Consider the following 18,191-nt stretch of genomic DNA (forward strand, 5'->3'; position numbering starts at 1 on the left):
TATGCATTTGGTAGATGAATTTCGCGACCCGGTTTTAGCCAAACGCCTGCTTAAGGAAATCGCGCTAAGCCTGCCAAGCATAATGGCCGAGCGCGGTCGGCCGCTACAGATAATGGAGGTGTGCGGCGGGCATACCCACAGTATTTTTCGTTTTGGACTCAAGGATATATTGCCCCCAGAGATTGAATTCGTGCATGGCCCCGGTTGCCCAGTTTGCGTCCTACCAATGGGCCGCATTGACGATTGCCTAGCCCTCGCCACGAGAGAGAACGTGATTGTCGCCAGTTTTGGCGACGCCATGCGCGTACCCGGCTCAAAACAAAACTTATTACAGGCCCGCGCCCAAGGCGCTGACATTCGCATGGTGTACTCCCCTGCTGACGCTTTAAGTCTGGCAAAGCAAAACCCGAGTAAAGAAGTTGTTTTTTTTGCCTTGGGCTTTGAAACCACCATGCCCGGAACTGCGTTTACAGTTCTCGCGGCACAACGCGACAATATCAAAAATTTCTCAGTCTTTTGTAATCACATCACCATCGTGTCGACGATCAAGGCAATTTTGGATTCCCCTGATATGCGTCTTGACGGCTTTCTTGGCCCTGGTCATGTCAGCATGATCATTGGCAGCGAGGTATTTGAATTTATCCCCGCACAATATCAACTACCATTTGTGGTGGCGGGCTTTGAGCCTTTGGACATACTCCAATCGATTTACCTTGTTGTTCAACAAATTAAGCAGGGCAAGCCTCGCATTGAAAATCAGTATGCGCGGGTAGTACAAGATAGCGGCAGCGCTCAAGCCCTCGCCGCCATCGGTCAGGTTTTTCGTTTGCGAGATGTATTTGAATGGCGCGGCCTGGGTTCGATTGATCACTCGGGGGTGATGCTCGCCCCAGAATTTTCGGCCTATGACGCTGAGCACCGTTTCGGCGTTCCCAATATAAAAATCGCAGATCCAAGCTCTTGCCAGTGTGGCGAAGTGCTAAAAGGCGTGATCAAACCGCCGCAATGTAAGGTGTTTGGTGGATTATGTACCCCAGAATCGCCCATGGGAGCTTTAATGGTATCGTCGGAAGGCGCCTGCGCGGCCTACTATCAATATGCCAAACCCCAGTCGAGTGCGCATCGTGATTAAGCCAGTGTTGCCACTCGGTGAGACCATTAATCTGTCCCACGGCAGCGGTGGTCGAGATATGCACCGCCTGCTAAAACAACTTATATACCCCATTTTGTGTGCTGAGCCGGCAAACGAAAGTGATTCTGCCTGCATACCACTTAATGCATTAGCTTCCCACGGCGACCGATTGGCCTTTACTACAGACTCCTATACCGTCAGTCCGCTCTTTTTCCCCGGGGGGGATATCGGCAGTTTGGCCGTTAATGGCACAGTCAATGACTTAGCAATGGCAGGCGCAGTGCCGCAATATTTGTCCTGTGCACTGATATTGGAAGAAGGCTTCTCTATTGCTAGTTTGACTGAAATTTTAACGTCAATGCGTCGCGCGGCGGACAGTGCAGGAATAAAAATCATCACCGGTGACACCAAAGTGGTCCACCGTGGCGCGGCTGACAAAATATTTATAAACACCACCGGCATAGGCGTGATTCCTTTAAATCGCATACTCGCGCCAGAGCAGATTTGCGCCGGCGATGTGGTGATTGTGAGTGGCTATATTGGTGATCACGGTACCGCGATTCTATCTGCGCGGGACGAGTTGCAGCTTGAAATTGAGATAGAAAGTGACTGCCAGGCCCTCAACGAATTGGTCGAAGCCCTAGTCACAGCGTGCCCTAATACCCGATTATTGCGGGATGCTACTCGCGGTGGCGTCGCCACCGTGGTGAACGAAATAGCCGGTGCGGCGGGTGTTGGTATCCAGATATACGAAGAGAAGCTTCCGGTGCGGCCAATGGTACGTGGCGCCTGTGAAATTTTAGGTCTCGACCCGCTTTATTTGGCGAATGAAGGTACCTTGGTCGCCGTTGTTGCGAGTGACGAGGCCGCAGCGGCAGTCACGGCGATGCGCTCATTAGTCGCCGGTGAGCACGCAGTCATTATTGGCGAGTGCAGCAGTGCTCACCCCGGCGTTGTATCGTTAATAACGCAGTTTGGCGGTGAACGGGTGATCGATGTGCCCGCCGGTGAATTGCTTCCCCGGATTTGTTAATTGCGGTCAGGGATTTCTATTTTGTACTAGGCTTATAAAGAATCGTGCGGAGTACCGGAGATGAACAGTAGCGCCAAACCCACAATCGATATGACAAAACCGCATTATCAAAGGATTCTTGATGCAGCCCAGTCGCAATCGCCGGGTCTTCTCGGCTCTGCGCTGCTTAATATCGATTCAGGGGATTACCTGCACTCGACGGCCAGTAGCACAGCTTCTAGTGAGGAATTGAGCCATTGGATTGATGTCGCAAAAGCGCTGTTTGCTAGCCAGTGTGAACCGTTTCTAGTCACTGACTTTTCTTCACTTAAAAACACTAAACAAGCTTATCTCGAGTTTGATGATCAGTCCTTGGCCTGCGTAGCCATCGGTCAAAGCCCATCACCCAGTCTTGTCATTCTGCGCGACAAAGCGCCACTCGGAATGGAGCTGAGTCGCGCCAAAGAACTTTCTGATCTGCACCCACAAAGGTTTGATGCCCTTGCCAAAAATCCGCACTACCTCGACAGAGACGGCGTGCATAGCGTTAGTGATTTGACCGGAAGTGGCAGTGCTGAACAACTTTGCCGCGTTCCTTATGCAGCGCAGGAGCTAATTAGCGGACTCTTTGGTGAAGCAGCACTACCGAGTTTGGCCACACTGCAAATGCGGCATAAATTACATTTGGATCGGCTCCTGAATGCCTACATTGACAATGACCGGATCAAAGTCATTTTCCAACGACCGCGATACTTGGCAGACCATATAATTATACTCGTTAGTAACGACCATAACTCGCCGGCAGAGCTGGCGGTAAACGTGCGCAAATGTGCAGATAACGTGCTCAGGCAATTAATAGATGACACCCTTGAACAAGGTATAAACACCGATGTATCGCTGGCGGAAGATGATCAGACTTGGCAAAGTATTGTGCAAGAATTGCGCGAGCTAGATAGAGATGATCTTTTAGGCGTGCTGGAGGTCGGCGGATTTGCTAATCATAGTTTGGGGGATGAGGGCGAAATGGAAGCTGGTGCCGTCGTATTGCGCTGCGCTGAATGCATATATTATTACCCCAATCGTAAATGGTGCGACCTTCCCGAGCTCCCGGTACCGGTCGAACCGCATTGGTACTGTAAACTTTGGAAGCTGTGATTATCGGTGCATGAGTTAGGGATTACGCAAAATATTGTCGCCATTGTGGCAGAGGCTGCAGCGGGTAGAAAGGTGCTTCGAGTTCAGATTGCCATTGGTAAACTGAGCGCGGTAGATGCCGACGCCATTGCTTTTTGCTTTGACATTTGCTGCATGGAAGCGGGTTTAGCGGGCGCTAAACTCGAAATTCAGCACATACCGGGCCGCCTGAAGTGCTTTCACTGCAGTGCCGAAAAGGATAGCCCTACATTGTATGGACGGTGTCACTGCGGTTCTAATGATTTACGCTGTATTAGCGGACAAGAACTCCTTGTTAGAGAAATTGAACTGGAATAGGAGACGATATGTGTACAGTTTGCGGATGCTCTAAAAATGCTCAATTTAGCGTGAATGGGGAGACTCAATTTCGCTTTCAATCAACGCAGAAAGAAAACTTTAAACTGAACCCAGAGTCGCTTCAGCAACCTCTCGCTAAAAAGGGAACTAAAATGCCCGAGGTGCACACACTTGAACAACAAGTGCTGGCGAAAAATGATAGTTTAGCCGCATTAAATCGCAGGGAATTAAGCCGCCGTGGGGTGCTGTCGCTCAATATTCTAAGTAGTCCCGGGGCAGGAAAAACCCGTGTATTAGAACGAACAATTGCCGATTTAGATCAATCAGTTGTGTGTCAGGTTATTGAGGGCGATCAAGCTACAGAGCAAGATGCCTTGCGTATTCGTCGCGCTGGCGCCCAAGCCGTGCAGATCAACACCGGCAACGGCTGCCATTTAGAAGCAGACATGCTGGCTAGCGGTATCAAGATCTTACAGCCGCGGGAATCGAATATTCTTTTCATTGAGAACGTCGGTAATTTAGTCTGTCCTGCGCTATTCGATCTAGGTGAAACTCGGCGAGTCGTCATTTTGTCCGTCACTGAAGGTGAAGACAAACCGATCAAATATCCCTATATTTTTCATAACGCAGACCTGCTATTAATCAATAAGATCGATTTACTTCCCCATTTGGAGTTTGACCTGCAACGCTGCCTAGACTACGTAACAACCGTCAACCCTAGCTTGATGACCTTATGCGTATCCGCGCAAACCGGCGAAGGCATGGACGAATGGTATCAATGGTTGCAGAAAGAGCGAGCTGCCTTAACGCCCAGCGAGCCTTGCGAAGAAATGTAACTGCGCTGTCAATCAAATTGACGCTGCTATACGCAAGTAAAAACACCTTACCTTCTCCAAAACCAAGGGGGATGACTATCCCTCTACATCTGCACTCAACGCGCTAATATGCCAGTAATCGGCATCAATATACGCCAAATTAAGCTTAGCCAATTTTTGTAAAGCATCGTCTACATCAAAATCCAAGCGACACTGCCAGCGCTGGGAAAACCATACCTCTATGCGTTGATCGAGTTCTTGTGCGCTTAAAGGTTGATGGGCAGCCAGTAAAAAGTAGTAGGCTAGCAAGCTTTCCTTGCACTCTGACTCTTCTGCGTCGTCGAGCAGGCGATACAAAACCCCAGCGTTATTGTCTAATAGTTTGAAGTACAGATTGCGGGTCAGGGCTTCATTAAAACGCAATTTACGATTTTTAAAATTAGAAATTTGTTTCCATAAATAAGCACCAATGGTACCGGCCCCCGCAAGCAGAACAATTATCGCCTTACGGTCTAATGTTACCTCGTCATTGTGCCAACCTAACCAGAAGCCCAGGAGTGAGCCCGTAAGCACTAAAGTCGCACCTAGCTTAGTGGTCAGTACCACCCCTCCGCTCACTAGCGCCGGTATCCCAATCATGAGTTTGTCGCGCAGCCGCATCCCCACTTGGGTGTTCGGGAACAGCATTTCCATATCGGCATCTGGAACATTTTGAAACAGCTTTAACATCGTGGCACCGGGCCGACAGCCGGCTAATGAACTATCTTCGTTCATTTCATCTTTAAATCGCAAGTAGAGAACGACCCTATCGTAATTTACGAACCGGACCGTTTTGCGCCAGAGATTAAAAGGGCCGCGGATCACCTCCTCCCGCTCGCTGGCACCTCGGGTGTAAAGCAAGACCTCAGCGAAATCATCGAGATTTACCACCAGTCTAATGTCGAATAGTGAGGCCGAATCCAGCGCTTTGGACAAGACCTCTGGGGTAACCTTGTCATAATTTGCCCGTTCTAATAGCTCGGACACCTGCCTCGCAAGATCATCTTGACTGCTTGCAGTATCGCGATTATCAAGATGTACAAGCCGCGTGTCTGCGTCGGGATCAAGACTGAAATAAGCATCTTTTAAGGCGTGTTTGGCGCGGTGAAAATCATCACGGAAATGGCGTTCAATCTGGCGAGCACCATTTTTGAATTTCACTAAGCTTTCAGCATCGAGCTGGCCCTCTTGCAGGCACATTTGCAAAATATCGGCACGGCGGAATGGAATGAAGCGCAGTAAGGCCAGTTTTGGCATGGCAATAACCTTTTGTCTTTATAGCGAGCATCTTGTTTAGTTATAGAGAATTCCCTTTCTCGACATTGCTACGCAGCATAGGCTATTGTTTTTGCTAGGGGTAATGTTTTTGTTCGCGCAATTGCAAGGATGGGGTTAAACATGCATGATCACCACCATCATCATACCGCCTCGGAACGTATTGGCTGGGCGTTTGCTTTAAATTTTGGTTTCACCATTATTGAGTTTATTGGTGGTTATTTGACCAATAGTACGGCGATAATGGCTGACGCCGTCCACGATCTGGGCGATTGCCTAGCCATTGGTTCAGCGTGGGTCCTGAATAAAATTTCAGACAAAGAAGCTAGTCACCATTATAGCTACGGCTATCGCCGGTTCTCTTTGCTCGGCGCATTAATTAACGGCGTTGTATTGGTCGTTGGCGCCATTTGGATTTTAAGCGAAGCTATTCCGCGCTTGGCTCACCCAGAAATGCCCCACGCGACGGGAATGTTCGGCTTGGCCATACTGGGCGTCGCGGTAAATGGCTACGCAGCGTATAAATTGAGCGACGGGAAAACCTTAAATGAACGCATGCTCAACTGGCATTTACTTGAGGATGTCTTAGGCTGGGTCGCAATATTGGTCTTGTCGCTAATATTAATGGTCGTTGAGCTGCCTATTTTAGACCCCCTGCTCTCCATCGGTTTCACCTTGTTCATCCTCTTTAATGTGGTCAAAACCTTAGTTGAAACTCTGCGCTTGTTCCTGCAGGCAACCCCAGACCATGAGCTGCGCAGTCAAATTCAGGATGAATTGCAAGCCATCGACCATGTGAGCGACATTCATCACCTCCACCTTTGGTCCTTAGACGGCGAACATCATGTTTTGACCGCGCACCTCATTCTGAATCAGCATTACGCCCAGCCCGAATTAGTATTGCTCAAAGCGGATATTGCCACCGCCATGGCCAAATACGAGCTGAGTCACACCACGATTGAGCTGGAGTTTCCCGACGAATTTTGCCGAGATACGCCTGTGCATTCACATTGAGCGGGATGCCAGAATAATGGCAACATTACTGTGAATATTCCCAAGGCGATTCAGGGCGTGGCAACTGAAAATCATTGGCTTATTTCATCGCCATTCGCTAGATTGCGCGCAATCGCTAGCCCGTCCAGCTAGCGTCTGGTAAGAGGTTTGGTGTGGCATGATAGATCCCGTGATTTTGTTTTTCATCTTTGGTCTCAGTGCAGGTTTACTGCGCTCTGAGTTACGACTTCCCCCCGCAATTTATGACCTCGTCAGTATTATGCTGCTGCTGACGATTGGTATGAAAGGCGGTATTGAGCTAGCTAAACAACCTTTCTTGGAACTGCTGCCGCAGATGCTGGTGGTTATTGCCCTCGGCATTGTCTTACCGCTTATCGCCTTCCCATTGCTACGTTACCTCGGGCGCTTCAGTCGCGTAGACGCGGCTTCTATCGCCGCGCACTACGGCTCCGTGAGTATGGGTACCTTTGCGGTCGCAGTGGCTTACATGAGCGCACGAGGGATCTACTACGAGGAGCAAATGCCGCTGTTTGTGGTTATGCTGGAGATTCCCGCAATTCTGGTCGGTATAGTGATAGCCAAAGGCTTTTCTAAGGAAACCAACTGGGCCCAAGTCGGCCACGAAGTGCTACTGGGTAAGAGTATCATTCTCATGATAGGCGGCCTGCTCATCGGCTGGATCGCCGGCGCAGAGCAACTCGCGTCTATCAAACCGCTGTTCTTTGATTTGTTCAAAGGGATTTTAGCGCTCTTCCTACTAGAAATGGGCTTAATCACCTCTAAACACGTGGGCAGCCTGAAAAAGTACGGCTTATTCCTCATCGTGTTTGGTATCAGTATGCCTATGTTGTCGGCGGTGCTTGGTGCGGGCACAGGCTGCTTATTGGGGTTCTCCGTGGGCGGCACGGCGATGCTGGCTATTCTCGCCGCCAGTGCCTCGTATATAGCGGTGCCTGCAGCAATGCGGATTTCAGTGCCAGAGGCCAACCCGACCCTATCTTTGGCTGCGTCATTGGGTATCACCTTCCCCTTTAACGTTGTGATCGGCATCCCCATTTATTACGCGATGGCTGAATACATACACGTCTTTTTCGGAGCTTAAACAATGAGTGACACCATCAAAAAACTCCTAACCATTGTGACAGAAGCCGCATTGGAAAATATTCTCACCAAGGATCTTGAGCGCCTTGGAGCCCAGGGCTACACCATTACTGACGCTAGAGGCAAAGGTGGTCGAGGTAGTCGCAGTGCCGCCTGGGATGCCAACGGCAATATTCGGATTGAGGTGGTTAGCGACGCGGCAATTGCCAGCCAGATTGCCAGCCACCTAAAGGCGCAGTATTACGACAATTACGCCATGATTCTGTTTATGAGCGATGTTGAAGTCATTCGACCGGAGAAATTTTAACCCCTACGCGCCTTTAAAATCATTGGCATCAATGTCCAGCTTACGCAATTTAGCGCGCAAGGTGCTGACATTGATGTCTAGCCGTTTCGCTGCGCCATAAGGGCCGTCAACTCGACCCTTAGTTTCCGTCAGTATGCGTTTAATATGCGCAGCAATCACCGCCTCTAAAGATTCATCTGCTGGCCCGCTACTCTTATCGGCGGTGTCTTGAATAGCCGCACGCGGTTTCGGTGCAGGCGCGCCTAAGGCCATTTCTAAATCAAGATATTCGCCGTGGCCTAAGATCACTGCCCGCTCCAGCACCGATCCCAACTCTCTAATATTACCTGGCCAGCTATAACGCTTTAAATTGCGCACATCGGCTGCCGACAAAGGCGGAACCGGTACGCCCATGCGCATCGCAGCGCGCTGAATAAAATGTCTGGCAAGGTCTTCAATATCATCTAGGCGCTCGTTAAGAGTCGGCAATATGATGGGAAACACCGCGAGGCGATACCATAAATCTTCCCGAAAACTGCCCTCCTGCACCATCTTCGGTAAGTCGCGATGAGTTGCTGCAACGACCCTGACATCAACTTGGACATCGCGCTCGCTACCGACTTTTTGAATAATACCGTCCTGGAGTACCCGCAATAACCGCACCTGCGCTGCGGGGGGCAGCTCACCGACCTCGTCTAAAAAGAGTGTGCCACCACCGGCGCGCTCAAACCAGCCGCGACGGCTCGCATGGGCGCCAGTAAAACTGCCCTTTTCATGGCCAAACAGTTCAGAGTCGATAAGTTCAGGGGGCAAGGCGCCGCAATTTACCCGCAAAAACGGGCCGTCATGCCGAGTGGAGCGCTCGTGTATGGCGCGGGCTATCACCTCTTTACCTGCGCCAGTTTCACCTAATATCAATACCCCCGCCGGTGTCGGCGCGACTTGATTAACACGTTGCATTACTTGTTTTAAACCGCGGTCGGCGCCCACAATATTTTCTGATATTGAACGCAGCCCCAAACGGCTTAGCAGGCTTTGCCGATCCGCTTCCGCTTTAGCCCGCAGTCGTTGGATGTCGTTGAGCTGCTGATCGTTTTCAATGCAGGCTAGAAGTGGCTCGGCGAGGGCAACAAGATGTTCACACTGCCTTGCGGAGCAAGCAGAATCGCATATCAGCGCCGCAATACCGATCAACTGCTTCTCTCGCCGCATAGGTAGAAGTATTGAGTCGCGGCTGGCATACGACGCACCGAGGAGGATAGCAATTAGTGATCGATGGCCAGCACTGCTCTGATCACTGCAGACAGCGCAGCCTCGGTTCCACGCGTCAATGCTGGCAAGCGCATGCGATCCTGTTGCCTCGATATGCGCTAATACACCCTCAGCGCCTCCTCGCTGCCAACTGCCACTTAATCGCCATTCCCCAGCCCCGTAAAACGAGAATAAGTGAAGCTCATCAATGCTCACAATTTCGTTTATTACACCCGCCAATGGCGCCATTAGCTCACTTAGTGCAGCGTGTTTTCCTGCTTCGGTCCATAGCGTTAAAAGATGCTTATCAGATAGCGTCGCCATATTTTTATATCATACTCGAAGTAATTTACGCCAAATATAACGTATAAAACCGTTAAATAAGACTTTTATTTGCAGTGAATATGCTACCCAGGATTAAAAACCATCTAAACCAATGACTTACTACAGTACAAAAGCTGGCACGGCGCTTGATTACAATTATGTAGACAAACTATCTCTCCCGCTGTTGTTTAAGGACTGTAAATGAACATTAAATTGCTATTGCCGTTACTCCTTACTAGCCTTTTTGTTACACAGGCGCTTGCCAAGGACTACAGCTTACTGAACGTGTCCTACGACCCAACCCGTGAGCTGTACCATGAGTACAATGGCGAGTTTAGCCGTTATTGGCAGGCGAAAACTGGCGATAAGCTAGCAATAAAGCAATCACATGGTGGCTCTGGCAAACAGGCACGCTCGGTTATCGATGGTTTATCTGCCGACATAGTAACCTTGGCGCTGGCCTACGATATTGATGTCATTGTCAAACAAACGGGTAAATTGCCCGAAAACTGGCAGGGCCAGCTTGCGAATAATAGCTCGCCGTATACCTCGACAATTGTGCTGCTGGTACGCAAAAACAATCCAAAGAAGATCAATGACTGGTCAGACTTAGTGAAACCAGGAATTAGCATCGTCACTCCCAACCCCAAAACCTCAGGCGGCGCTCGCTGGAATTATTTGGCAGCCTACGCCTTTGCCAAGCATACCTATGGTAGCGATGCCGCGGCGGAGGAGTTCATTGAAACTTTGTTTAAGCGAGTAAGTGTTTTGGATACCGGCGCCAGAGCCGCGACCACCACCTTTGCTCAGCGCGGCATCGGCGATGTACTGATAACTTGGGAGAACGAAGCGTATTTAGCACTAAATGAGTTTGGTGCCGATAAATTTGAAATTGTGCTGCCGTCGCTGTCGATCAAGGCTGAACCACCGGTCGCGATCGTTGCCGCCAACGCTCAAAAGCACGGCGTGACTAATATCGCTCAGGCCTATCTAGAATATTTATATAGCCCTGTTGGACAAACGATTATTGCTAAGCATTATTTCAGGCCGGCGAAACCAGAGCTGATCACAAGGCACGACGTTCCTCTTTTAAGCGAACTGAAATTAGTCACGATAGATCAGGAATTTGGCGGTTGGGAGCGCGCACAAGCTAAACACTTCAGCGATGGCGGCCTGTTTGACCAGTTGTATCGGCGGCGTCGTTAAGTGGGATTAAACCTTAAATTCGCCAGACTCATGTGAAGGTCGTAAAACCTATGAAACTTTACTCTCACTCACCACTGCCAGGTTTTGCACCGGCCTTCTTTTACACTGTGGTATACCTAAGTCTTATCGTTGTTATTCCTCTTTCGGGTTTATTTTTTAAAACCGCGGAATTAGGTATTGCTCAATTTTGGGACTTAATCTCTGGCGAACGGGTAAGTCACGCCTTAGGATTGTCCTTCGCCACAGCCTTTGCCGCCGCCCTTATTAATGCCGTGTTTGGGCTGCTAATCGCATGGGTATTTGTGCGCTACGACTTTACGGGCAAGCGTGTATTTGACGCCATTATTGACTTGCCCTTTGCGCTGCCAACGGCAGTCGCGGGTATAGCGCTAAGTACACTTTACGCGAGTAACGGCTGGCTTGGCAGTTTGTTCGATAGCGTCGGTATCGACGTTGCTTATACCCCGCTGGGCATTGTCATTGCACTAACGTTCATTGGCCTGCCTTTTGTGGTTCGGAGCGTTGAACCGGTACTGAGAGAGTTAGAGCAAGAGCTGGAAGAAGCCGCCGCCTCGCTTGGCGCTAACCGCTGGCAAACCCTATATCGTGTGGTATTTCCCACGCTTCTACCGGCTTTATTAAGCGGCTTTGCGCTAGCCTTTGCACGTGGTGTTGGCGAATACGGTTCGGTGATTTTTATTGCTGGAAACGTGCCCTATGTTTCCGAAGTAGCGCCCTTACTCATTGTCATTAAATTAGAAGAATACGATTACGCTGGCGCCACCGCGGTGGCCGCAGCCATGTTGCTCATTTCCTTTGTGCTGCTGATTCTCATTAATGTCTTACAAGCCTGGAGTCAACGTTATAAAGCTAGCTCGGGCAAAGTAAATACTGCTCCAGATAAGGAATTTGTCGCATGAGCCCGTCTACGCAGACAAATATTATAAAAGTGGCAAACCATTCAGCTATTAGTGAAGGCAAGCTCACCCGCTGGCTATTAACGACGGTTGCGCTGAGTTTTTTAATACTGTTTTTGCTACTGCCCTTATTTACCGTGTTCGCCGAAGCTTTGCGTAATGGCTGGCAAACTTACGGCAAAGCCTTAAGCGATGCCGACGGGCTAGCCGCAATCAAGCTAACGGTCATCGCCTCAGCGATTGCCGTACCCTTGAATCTTATTTTTGGGGTCGTAGCAGCCTGGTCAATTGCCAAGTTTGAGTTTCGCGGCAAGGTCTTATTAACGACCTTAATAGACCTGCCGTTCTCGGTGTCGCCGGTGGTAACAGGCCTAATCTTTGTGCTGATGTTTGGCGCTAGTGGCTGGGCGGCGCCCCTACTAGACGGCACCGATGTTCAAATTTTGTTCGCGCTGCCCGGAATTGTGTTGGTCAGTATCTTTGTCACCTTTCCGTTCATTGCGCGGGAATTGATCCCGTTAATGCAGGAGCAAGGCAGCGACGAAGAACAAGCTGCCTTGAGTCTCGGCGCCAATGGCTGGCAGACGTTTTGGCATGTCACTCTGCCCAATATTCGCTGGGGCCTGCTCTACGGCGTGCTGCTCTGTAATGCCCGTGCCATGGGCGAGTTCGGCGCAGTGTCAGTGGTGTCTGGCCATATTCGCGGCGAAACCAATACCCTGCCCTTACACGTCGAGATTCTTTACAACGAATACAATTTTGCCGCCGCTTTTGCTATGGCCTCGATTTTAGCCTGCTTGGCCCTTGTTACCTTGGCCATAAAAGCTGTGCTGGAAAAAGCCCACGGCCTAAAACATTAATTTTGATTTGATTAGGAAGAAAAAATGGATATTCGATTAAGCGGCATAAGCAAACAGTTTGGCCAATTTAAGGCCCTCGACAATGTGGGTCTTAATATTCAGTCCGGTGAATTACTCGCGCTGCTCGGCCCATCTGGCTCGGGCAAAACCACCTTGCTGCGTATTATTGCGGGATTAGAAAACGCCGACATTGGCAGTGTTTACTTTGACGGCGTGGACATGGCCAACACCCCATTGAGGGAACGGCAAATTGGTTTTGTGTTTCAGCATTACGCCTTGTTCAAGCATATGACCCTGCGCGAAAACGTGAGCTTTGGCCTGCGCGTTAAAAGCCGCGCGAATCGCCGCACTAGTGCCGCGATTCGCGCCCGCGCCGATGAATTATTAAAATTGGTGCAATTAGGCGGTTTGGAAGATCGCTACCCCCACCAATTGTCTGGCGGCCAACGTCAGCGGGTGGCCTTAGCGCGCGCGTTGGCTATTGACCCCAAAGTACTTCTCCTCGATGAGCCCTTTGGCGCCCTAGACGCTAAAGTCCGTAAAGAACTGCGGCAATGGCTACGGGATTTACACCAGCAAACCGGTGTGACCACCGTATTCGTTACCCACGATCAGGAAGAGGCGCTGGAACTGGCGGACCGAGTGGTGATTATGCAAAAAGGCAAAATCGCCCAGCTCGGCAGCGTCGATCAAGTCTATGAGCAGCCAGCCTCGCCGCTGGTGTTCGACTTTTTAGGGGACAGTAATATTATCGCCGCGCAATTGCGGCGCGGCTCGGTGTATGTTGGCAACGCAACAATTGGCGCCTACTCTCCCGCGGCAAATATGCCGGTATTAGACGAGGGCGCTGTCGACGTTTATGTTCGCCCCAGTGACCTCCGAATTGCGGATGCCGAGCAAGCGGGCATCGAGGTCGTGGTAACTAGCATTCAGCGCACTGGGCCAATTGTGCGTGCCGAGCTTAGTTTTGCACATAGCCACTCTGCACTTCGCCTTGAGCTGCCCCATTTACATCACGACGTACCCCGCTTTCAAATCGGCGCAACATTGCGGCTACGTTTTATGCAGTTCAGTGTGTTTGCTCCGCAAACTATTACGCCAGTTCGGGAGCAACTCAGCGCGCCAATTTTGGTTGGCAGAGAGCGGGAACGCCTGGCCGGATAATTTTAACAAAAGCCCTTGACCTTACCATTGTGGTAAGGTCAATGATCAAGCCTCAGTCAACAGAGGGCTTAATCATGAGCGCGTCTAAAGCTAATACACCTAGCGTTTTTCAAGATATAGAAACTTTGCAACTGGCTATTCTGGGCATGAACTACGGCGCTTGCGTAGGCAGGATCACTCGAGCGCTCAATGAACTTGACGGGATTCAGCTAGTCGACATTAACTTAGGGAACAAATCGGCGAAAATACAGTTTTCACCTGCTGAAATAGATATTGAGTCTATCACTGCTGCCATTGCCGAGGCTGGCTATCAAAGCTCTGCAATAGACCAGCCTAGCGACCTTCTTGTGTAAGGGAGTTTGTCATGAATGCACTATCATCAAACAGCCATTTGCAAACCAATGAACTACGCTTTGGTATCGAAGGTATGAGCTGCGCGTCGTGCGTCAACCATATTGAAAAAGCACTCACCGCAATTGATGGCGTTGCCGGAGTCAGTGTCAATTTGGCCACCGAAATAGCGCAAATCACCTTAAGTAAACCCGTGGCAAGTGAGCGTCTTAGCAAGGCAGTGGACGACGCTGGCTACCATGTCAGCAGCGCCTCGCTTCGCCTTAAAATTACCGGTATGACTTGCGGCTCCTGCGTTGCTAGGATCGAAAAAGCCTTGCTGGCGACCCCTGGCGTACTTGAAGCAAACGTAAATTTGGCAACCGAGATTGCCAATATCGTCATCGCCGACAAGGCAATTAGCAATACCGATTTAATCGAAGCCGTTCGCCAAGCAGGCTACCAAGCTAGCCTTGATAATGAGCAATCTAACGCAAGCCTAAAACAAAAGCCGAGCGCCTCAAATAAAGAAGCCCGTGCCGTTATCATCGGCGCGATTTTATCTGCGCCCTTGTTCATGCCAATGATCTTTAGCGTTTTTGGCAGCCAGTGGATGGCGCCGGGTTGGGTGCAATTTTTACTGGCCACTCCCGTGCAATTTTGGCTCGGAGCGCGGTTTTATCGCGCGGGCTGGGCTGCGATTAAGGCCAAAACGGGCAATATGGACTTACTAGTAGCACTCGGCACCAGCGCCGCTTACGGCCTGAGCGTATTTGAGTTAATGCGCCCGTATTTTTCGGAGCAGGCGCATGGCGGCGGCCATGCTAGCGGCCACTATTACTTTGAAGCCTCTGCGGTTGTTATTACCTTGGTGTTACTGGGTAAATGGTTAGAAGGCCGCGCCAAACGCCAAACCACAGCGGCCATTCAGGCCCTGCAATCCCTGCGCCCCGCCACCGCGCGAGTTCGTGGCGAGAATGGTGACAAGGAAGTGGCCGTCGAAAATATTCGCAGCGGCGATTTGGTTATTGTAAAACCCGGCGAGCAAATCCCAGTAGACGGCGTGATTAAAGAAGGTTCCAGCCACATCGACGAGTCCATGCTCACTGGCGAGAACCTGCCGGTTAGCAAAGACGTGGGCGATAAGGTCACCGGCGGCGCGATCAATGCGGATGGCGTCTTAGTAATTGAAACCACCGCAATAGGCAGCGAATCCACTCTATCTCGCATTATTCGCATGGTCGAAAATGCCCAAGCTGCGAAAGCACCCATCCAACGCTTGGTAGATCAAGTCAGCGCGGTGTTTGTACCGGTGGTATTAGTGATTGCCCTCGCCACCTTGGTCACGTGGTGGCTTTATAACGGCGACGTTCAAGGCGCAATTATCAATGCTGTAGCGGTACTGGTTATCGCCTGTCCCTGTGCCTTGGGCTTAGCAACGCCAACCGCAATTATGGCCGGTACTGGGGTGGCGGCAAAATACGGCATATTGATCAAAGACGCTGAGGCGCTGGAAATTGCCCACAAAACCACCACGGTGATATTCGATAAAACCGGCACGCTGACCGTGGGCAAGCCAAGTCTAACCGCCACCAAGGCTGTAAATGGCGATGAGCGCGAATTAATTCGCCTTGCCGCCGCCGTGCAATCCGGCAGCGACCACCCGCTGGCAAAAGCGGTTATGGCAAGAGCCGAGGAACAAAACATCAACGTTGGCCAAGCCAGTAATGCCAAAGCCTTGGCCGGTCGCGGGGTGAGTGCCCTCGTCGATGGTCAGCAACTCAATCTAGGCAATACCCGCTTAATGAAAGAGCTGAATATTGAGCTTGGCGATTTAGCACAAACCGCCGAAGACTTAGAAGCCCAAGGCAACACCCTGTCATGGTTGGCGGTTGAAGGTGATAGTTCAAAACTGATTGGCTTACTGGCCTTTGGCGACGAGATTAAAGCCTCTGCCACACAGGCTATTGCCCAACTCCACGCCAAAGGCATCGAAACGATTATGCTCACCGGCGACAATCAAGGCAGTGCCAGCGCAGTTGCCAAAAAATTAGGCCTGAGCGATTTTATCGCCAATGTTTTGCCCGATGACAAGGCCAAGAAAGTCAGCCAGCTACGCAGTGAAGGGCGTGTAGTTGCCATGGTCGGCGACGGCATAAATGACGCCCCTGCCCTCGCCGCAGCCGATATTGGCATTGCCATGGCTACCGGTACTGACGTTGCTATGCACACCGCAGGTATTACCTTAATGCGCGGTGACCCAGCACTGGTGGCGGATGCGATTGCGATTTCCCAGCGCAGTTACCGTAAGATTAAACAAAACCTGTTTTGGGCCTTTATCTATAATGCTATAGGCATCCCGCTGGCCGCGTTTGGCTTATTAAGTCCCGTTATAGCCGGTGCGGCGATGGCCTTTAGCAGCGTAAGCGTGGTCAGCAATGCCCTACTATTGAAACGCTGGAGACCAGGCAACGTTAGCTCAAGCAGCGAGAAGGAAGGAGTCTGAGATGAATATTGGTGAAGCCGCCAAAGCCAGCGGAATATCAGCAAAAATGATACGGCATTACGAGGGGATTGGTCTCATTGACCAATCTCACCGCAGCCCCGCGGGATACCGTATCTACTCAAAAAATGACCTACATACGCTGAGTTTTGTAAAAAGCGCGCGCTCATTGGGTTTTTCCTTGGATCAAATAAAGCAGTTATTGTCGCTGTGGCAAGACCGCGAACGGGCCAGCAGCGACGTAAAGGCTCTTGCGCTAAGCCATATAAAAGAACTGGATGACAAAATTGCCGAACTCAGCGCCATGCGCAATCTGTTGCAGAGCTTAACTATCGAGTGCCATGGTGATGACCGTGCCGAGTGCCCCATACTTCAAGGTTTAGAGCAACCATGTGTTGGCGCTAGCACTAAAAAGACCTAGTATTAGTGTTAGATCGCAAACATATCGAACTCGCCTTTAGCAAATGGCTCTTATTACTACGCGTAAAATGCTGAAAAATTATGAAGAAGATTCTTAACATCCATGTGCTTAGCTTCTTGATATTGATTTATTTTAGTAAATCAGTGCTTGCTGCTGCGCCGATGTTAATGATGAACCACCCAACTACCAGTCAAACTAAGCCCCAGGCAACCGCGTCAGCAGATGGCCACTGTCTCGGCACAAGTCACAGTGAACATGACGGTCAACACCTCGGCCCAGAACAGCATATTGAAATGAGTCAGCATTCCGCGGCCCACGGTGCAGGTGCAGGCGAGATTCAATGTGAGGCCACATGCCAATGCTGCGTCGGCAGTTGCAGCACCTTCGCCCTGCTTTCCGCAGACAACGCGAATCAGGCTATTAATTCACGTGATGTAACATCAGATTTCGATCTCCAATTACTTCCCCAGCACGCTTCCTCACTCTTTAAACCCCCCATTTTTAGCTAATCACAGGCAAGTTGTGCCTGTATTACTAGCCAACTTATTAGCGCGTCGCACATGTGGCGTTACGAATTAATTGTTTACTGACCATGCTTATTCGGCGTTATAACGTTTGATTGGCAGGTTTAGATTTCAACTTATTTTGGAAGTTTTCGATGAAGCATACTACGCACTTTTCATCACCAACCCTAAGTACATTGGCCACCGCAAGCGTATCACGGCGTCGGTTTGTGACCGGCGCGGCGAGCGCTGGTGCGCTTATTGGCTTAAGTGGCAGTCCCTTAAGCTGGGGCCTAGAGAAACCGCCCACAGCAATGGAGCGACAAACCTTAAGGGGCAAACATTTTGATTTGGATATCGGCTATCAGCCAGTCAACTTTACTGGTAAATCGAGAATAGCTACGGCTGTGAATGGCAGCGTGCCCGGCCCTATCTTACGTTGGCGGGAAGGCGACGACATTACTTTGCGCGTGCGCAATCACCTCGCCCACGACAGTTCCATTCACTGGCACGGTATGATTTTACCGGCGGAAATGGATGGTGTTCC

Annotated in this window: 19 protein-coding genes; 17 read left to right on the forward strand and 2 right to left on the reverse strand. The window is 50.5% G+C overall.

Going from position 1 to position 18,191, the window contains the following annotated elements; genetic code table 11:
- Window position 1: 1 nt before the first annotated feature.
- The 5 genes from hypD to hypB all read left to right on the forward strand — a co-directional run bounded on the left by hypD (window position 2) and on the right by hypB (window position 4,471).
- The gene (gene hypD / locus ABYT30_RS04050; protein ID WP_373079511.1) at window positions 2-1,132 is read left to right on the forward strand and encodes a hydrogenase formation protein HypD; all 1,131 of its coding nucleotides are present in this window, start codon (window positions 2-4) and stop codon (window positions 1,130-1,132) included.
- Entirely contained in the window at window positions 1,125-2,165 is a 1,041-nt protein-coding gene (gene hypE, locus ABYT30_RS04055; protein ID WP_373079508.1) for a hydrogenase expression/formation protein HypE, read from the forward strand. The genes hypD and hypE overlap by 8 nt, the downstream gene beginning before the upstream one ends.
- Before the next feature lie 60 nt (window positions 2,166-2,225).
- Window positions 2,226-3,299 carry a hypothetical protein gene (locus tag ABYT30_RS04060; RefSeq protein WP_373079505.1) on the forward strand — a complete coding sequence of 358 codons (1,074 nt, stop codon included), beginning with the start codon at window positions 2,226-2,228 and terminating at the stop codon, window positions 3,297-3,299.
- Window positions 3,300-3,305: 6 nt separating this feature from the next.
- Complete coding sequence (locus ABYT30_RS04065; protein ID WP_373079503.1) at window positions 3,306-3,635, forward strand: hydrogenase maturation nickel metallochaperone HypA; 330 nt, start codon at window positions 3,306-3,308, stop codon at window positions 3,633-3,635.
- A gap of 152 nt (window positions 3,636-3,787) precedes the next feature.
- On the forward strand, window positions 3,788-4,471 hold the full coding sequence (hypB, locus tag ABYT30_RS04070) for a hydrogenase nickel incorporation protein HypB (RefSeq protein WP_373079500.1): 684 nt from the start codon (window positions 3,788-3,790) through the stop codon (window positions 4,469-4,471).
- Between the two features lie 75 nt (window positions 4,472-4,546).
- Here hypB and ABYT30_RS04075 read toward each other — a convergent pair whose 3' ends face one another.
- Entirely contained in the window at window positions 4,547-5,746 is a 1,200-nt protein-coding gene (locus ABYT30_RS04075; protein WP_373079497.1) for a TMEM143 family protein, read from the reverse strand.
- Between the two features lie 141 nt (window positions 5,747-5,887).
- On the opposite strand from ABYT30_RS04075, the gene ABYT30_RS04080 reads away from it, so the two are divergent.
- From ABYT30_RS04080 to ABYT30_RS04090, 3 genes are all read left to right on the forward strand, one after another.
- Complete coding sequence (locus ABYT30_RS04080; RefSeq protein ID WP_373095312.1) at window positions 5,888-6,778, forward strand: cation diffusion facilitator family transporter; 891 nt, start codon at window positions 5,888-5,890, stop codon at window positions 6,776-6,778.
- 157 nt (window positions 6,779-6,935) lie between these two features.
- Window positions 6,936-7,880: a sodium-dependent bicarbonate transport family permease gene (locus ABYT30_RS04085; protein ID WP_373079493.1), complete on the forward strand. Its 945-nt coding sequence runs from the start codon at window positions 6,936-6,938 to the stop codon at window positions 7,878-7,880.
- Window positions 7,881-7,883: 3 nt separating this feature from the next.
- Window positions 7,884-8,186 carry a P-II family nitrogen regulator gene (locus ABYT30_RS04090; RefSeq protein ID WP_373095314.1) on the forward strand — a complete coding sequence of 101 codons (303 nt, stop codon included), beginning with the start codon at window positions 7,884-7,886 and terminating at the stop codon, window positions 8,184-8,186.
- A gap of 3 nt (window positions 8,187-8,189) precedes the next feature.
- Here ABYT30_RS04090 and ABYT30_RS04095 read toward each other — a convergent pair whose 3' ends face one another.
- Window positions 8,190-9,740 carry a sigma-54 interaction domain-containing protein gene (locus ABYT30_RS04095; RefSeq protein ID WP_373095317.1) on the reverse strand — a complete coding sequence of 517 codons (1,551 nt, stop codon included), beginning with the start codon at window positions 9,738-9,740 and terminating at the stop codon, window positions 8,190-8,192.
- A 201-nt stretch (window positions 9,741-9,941) separates the two neighbouring features.
- Between ABYT30_RS04095 and ABYT30_RS04100 the strand changes: the two genes are divergently transcribed.
- The 9 genes from ABYT30_RS04100 to ABYT30_RS04140 all read left to right on the forward strand — a co-directional run.
- Window positions 9,942-10,946 (forward strand): sulfate ABC transporter substrate-binding protein, encoded by a 1,005-nt coding sequence (locus ABYT30_RS04100; RefSeq protein ID WP_373079485.1) that lies wholly within the window; start codon window positions 9,942-9,944, stop codon window positions 10,944-10,946.
- Between the two features lie 50 nt (window positions 10,947-10,996).
- The gene (gene cysT, locus ABYT30_RS04105) at window positions 10,997-11,866 is read left to right on the forward strand and encodes a sulfate ABC transporter permease subunit CysT (protein WP_373095319.1); all 870 of its coding nucleotides are present in this window, start codon (window positions 10,997-10,999) and stop codon (window positions 11,864-11,866) included.
- Window positions 11,863-12,723, forward strand: a complete 861-nt coding sequence (cysW, locus tag ABYT30_RS04110) for a sulfate ABC transporter permease subunit CysW (RefSeq protein WP_373095322.1) — start codon at window positions 11,863-11,865, stop codon at window positions 12,721-12,723. Before cysT ends, cysW begins: the two co-directional genes overlap by 4 nt.
- Window positions 12,724-12,747: 24 nt before the next feature.
- Window positions 12,748-13,887, forward strand: a complete 1,140-nt coding sequence (locus ABYT30_RS04115) for a sulfate/molybdate ABC transporter ATP-binding protein (RefSeq protein WP_373095325.1) — start codon at window positions 12,748-12,750, stop codon at window positions 13,885-13,887.
- A 74-nt stretch (window positions 13,888-13,961) separates the two neighbouring features.
- Entirely contained in the window at window positions 13,962-14,240 is a 279-nt protein-coding gene (locus ABYT30_RS04120; protein WP_373095328.1) for a heavy-metal-associated domain-containing protein, read from the forward strand.
- 11 nt (window positions 14,241-14,251) lie between these two features.
- Window positions 14,252-16,723, forward strand: a complete 2,472-nt coding sequence (locus tag ABYT30_RS04125; RefSeq protein WP_373095331.1) for a heavy metal translocating P-type ATPase — start codon at window positions 14,252-14,254, stop codon at window positions 16,721-16,723.
- A gap of 1 nt (window position 16,724) precedes the next feature.
- A complete protein-coding gene (cueR, locus tag ABYT30_RS04130) occupies window positions 16,725-17,141 on the forward strand; it encodes a Cu(I)-responsive transcriptional regulator (RefSeq protein ID WP_373079470.1) in 417 nt (138 codons plus the stop codon).
- Window positions 17,142-17,221: 80 nt separating this feature from the next.
- Window positions 17,222-17,650: a hypothetical protein gene (locus ABYT30_RS04135; RefSeq protein WP_373095334.1), complete on the forward strand. Its 429-nt coding sequence runs from the start codon at window positions 17,222-17,224 to the stop codon at window positions 17,648-17,650.
- A 149-nt stretch (window positions 17,651-17,799) separates the two neighbouring features.
- The coding region (locus ABYT30_RS04140) for a multicopper oxidase domain-containing protein (protein WP_373095337.1) at window positions 17,800-18,191 on the forward strand (392 nt) is incomplete at its 3' end.

The organism is Zhongshania sp., from assembly GCF_041623545.1.
In the GTDB taxonomy this organism is placed as follows: Bacteria; Pseudomonadota; Gammaproteobacteria; order Pseudomonadales; family Spongiibacteraceae; genus Spongiibacter.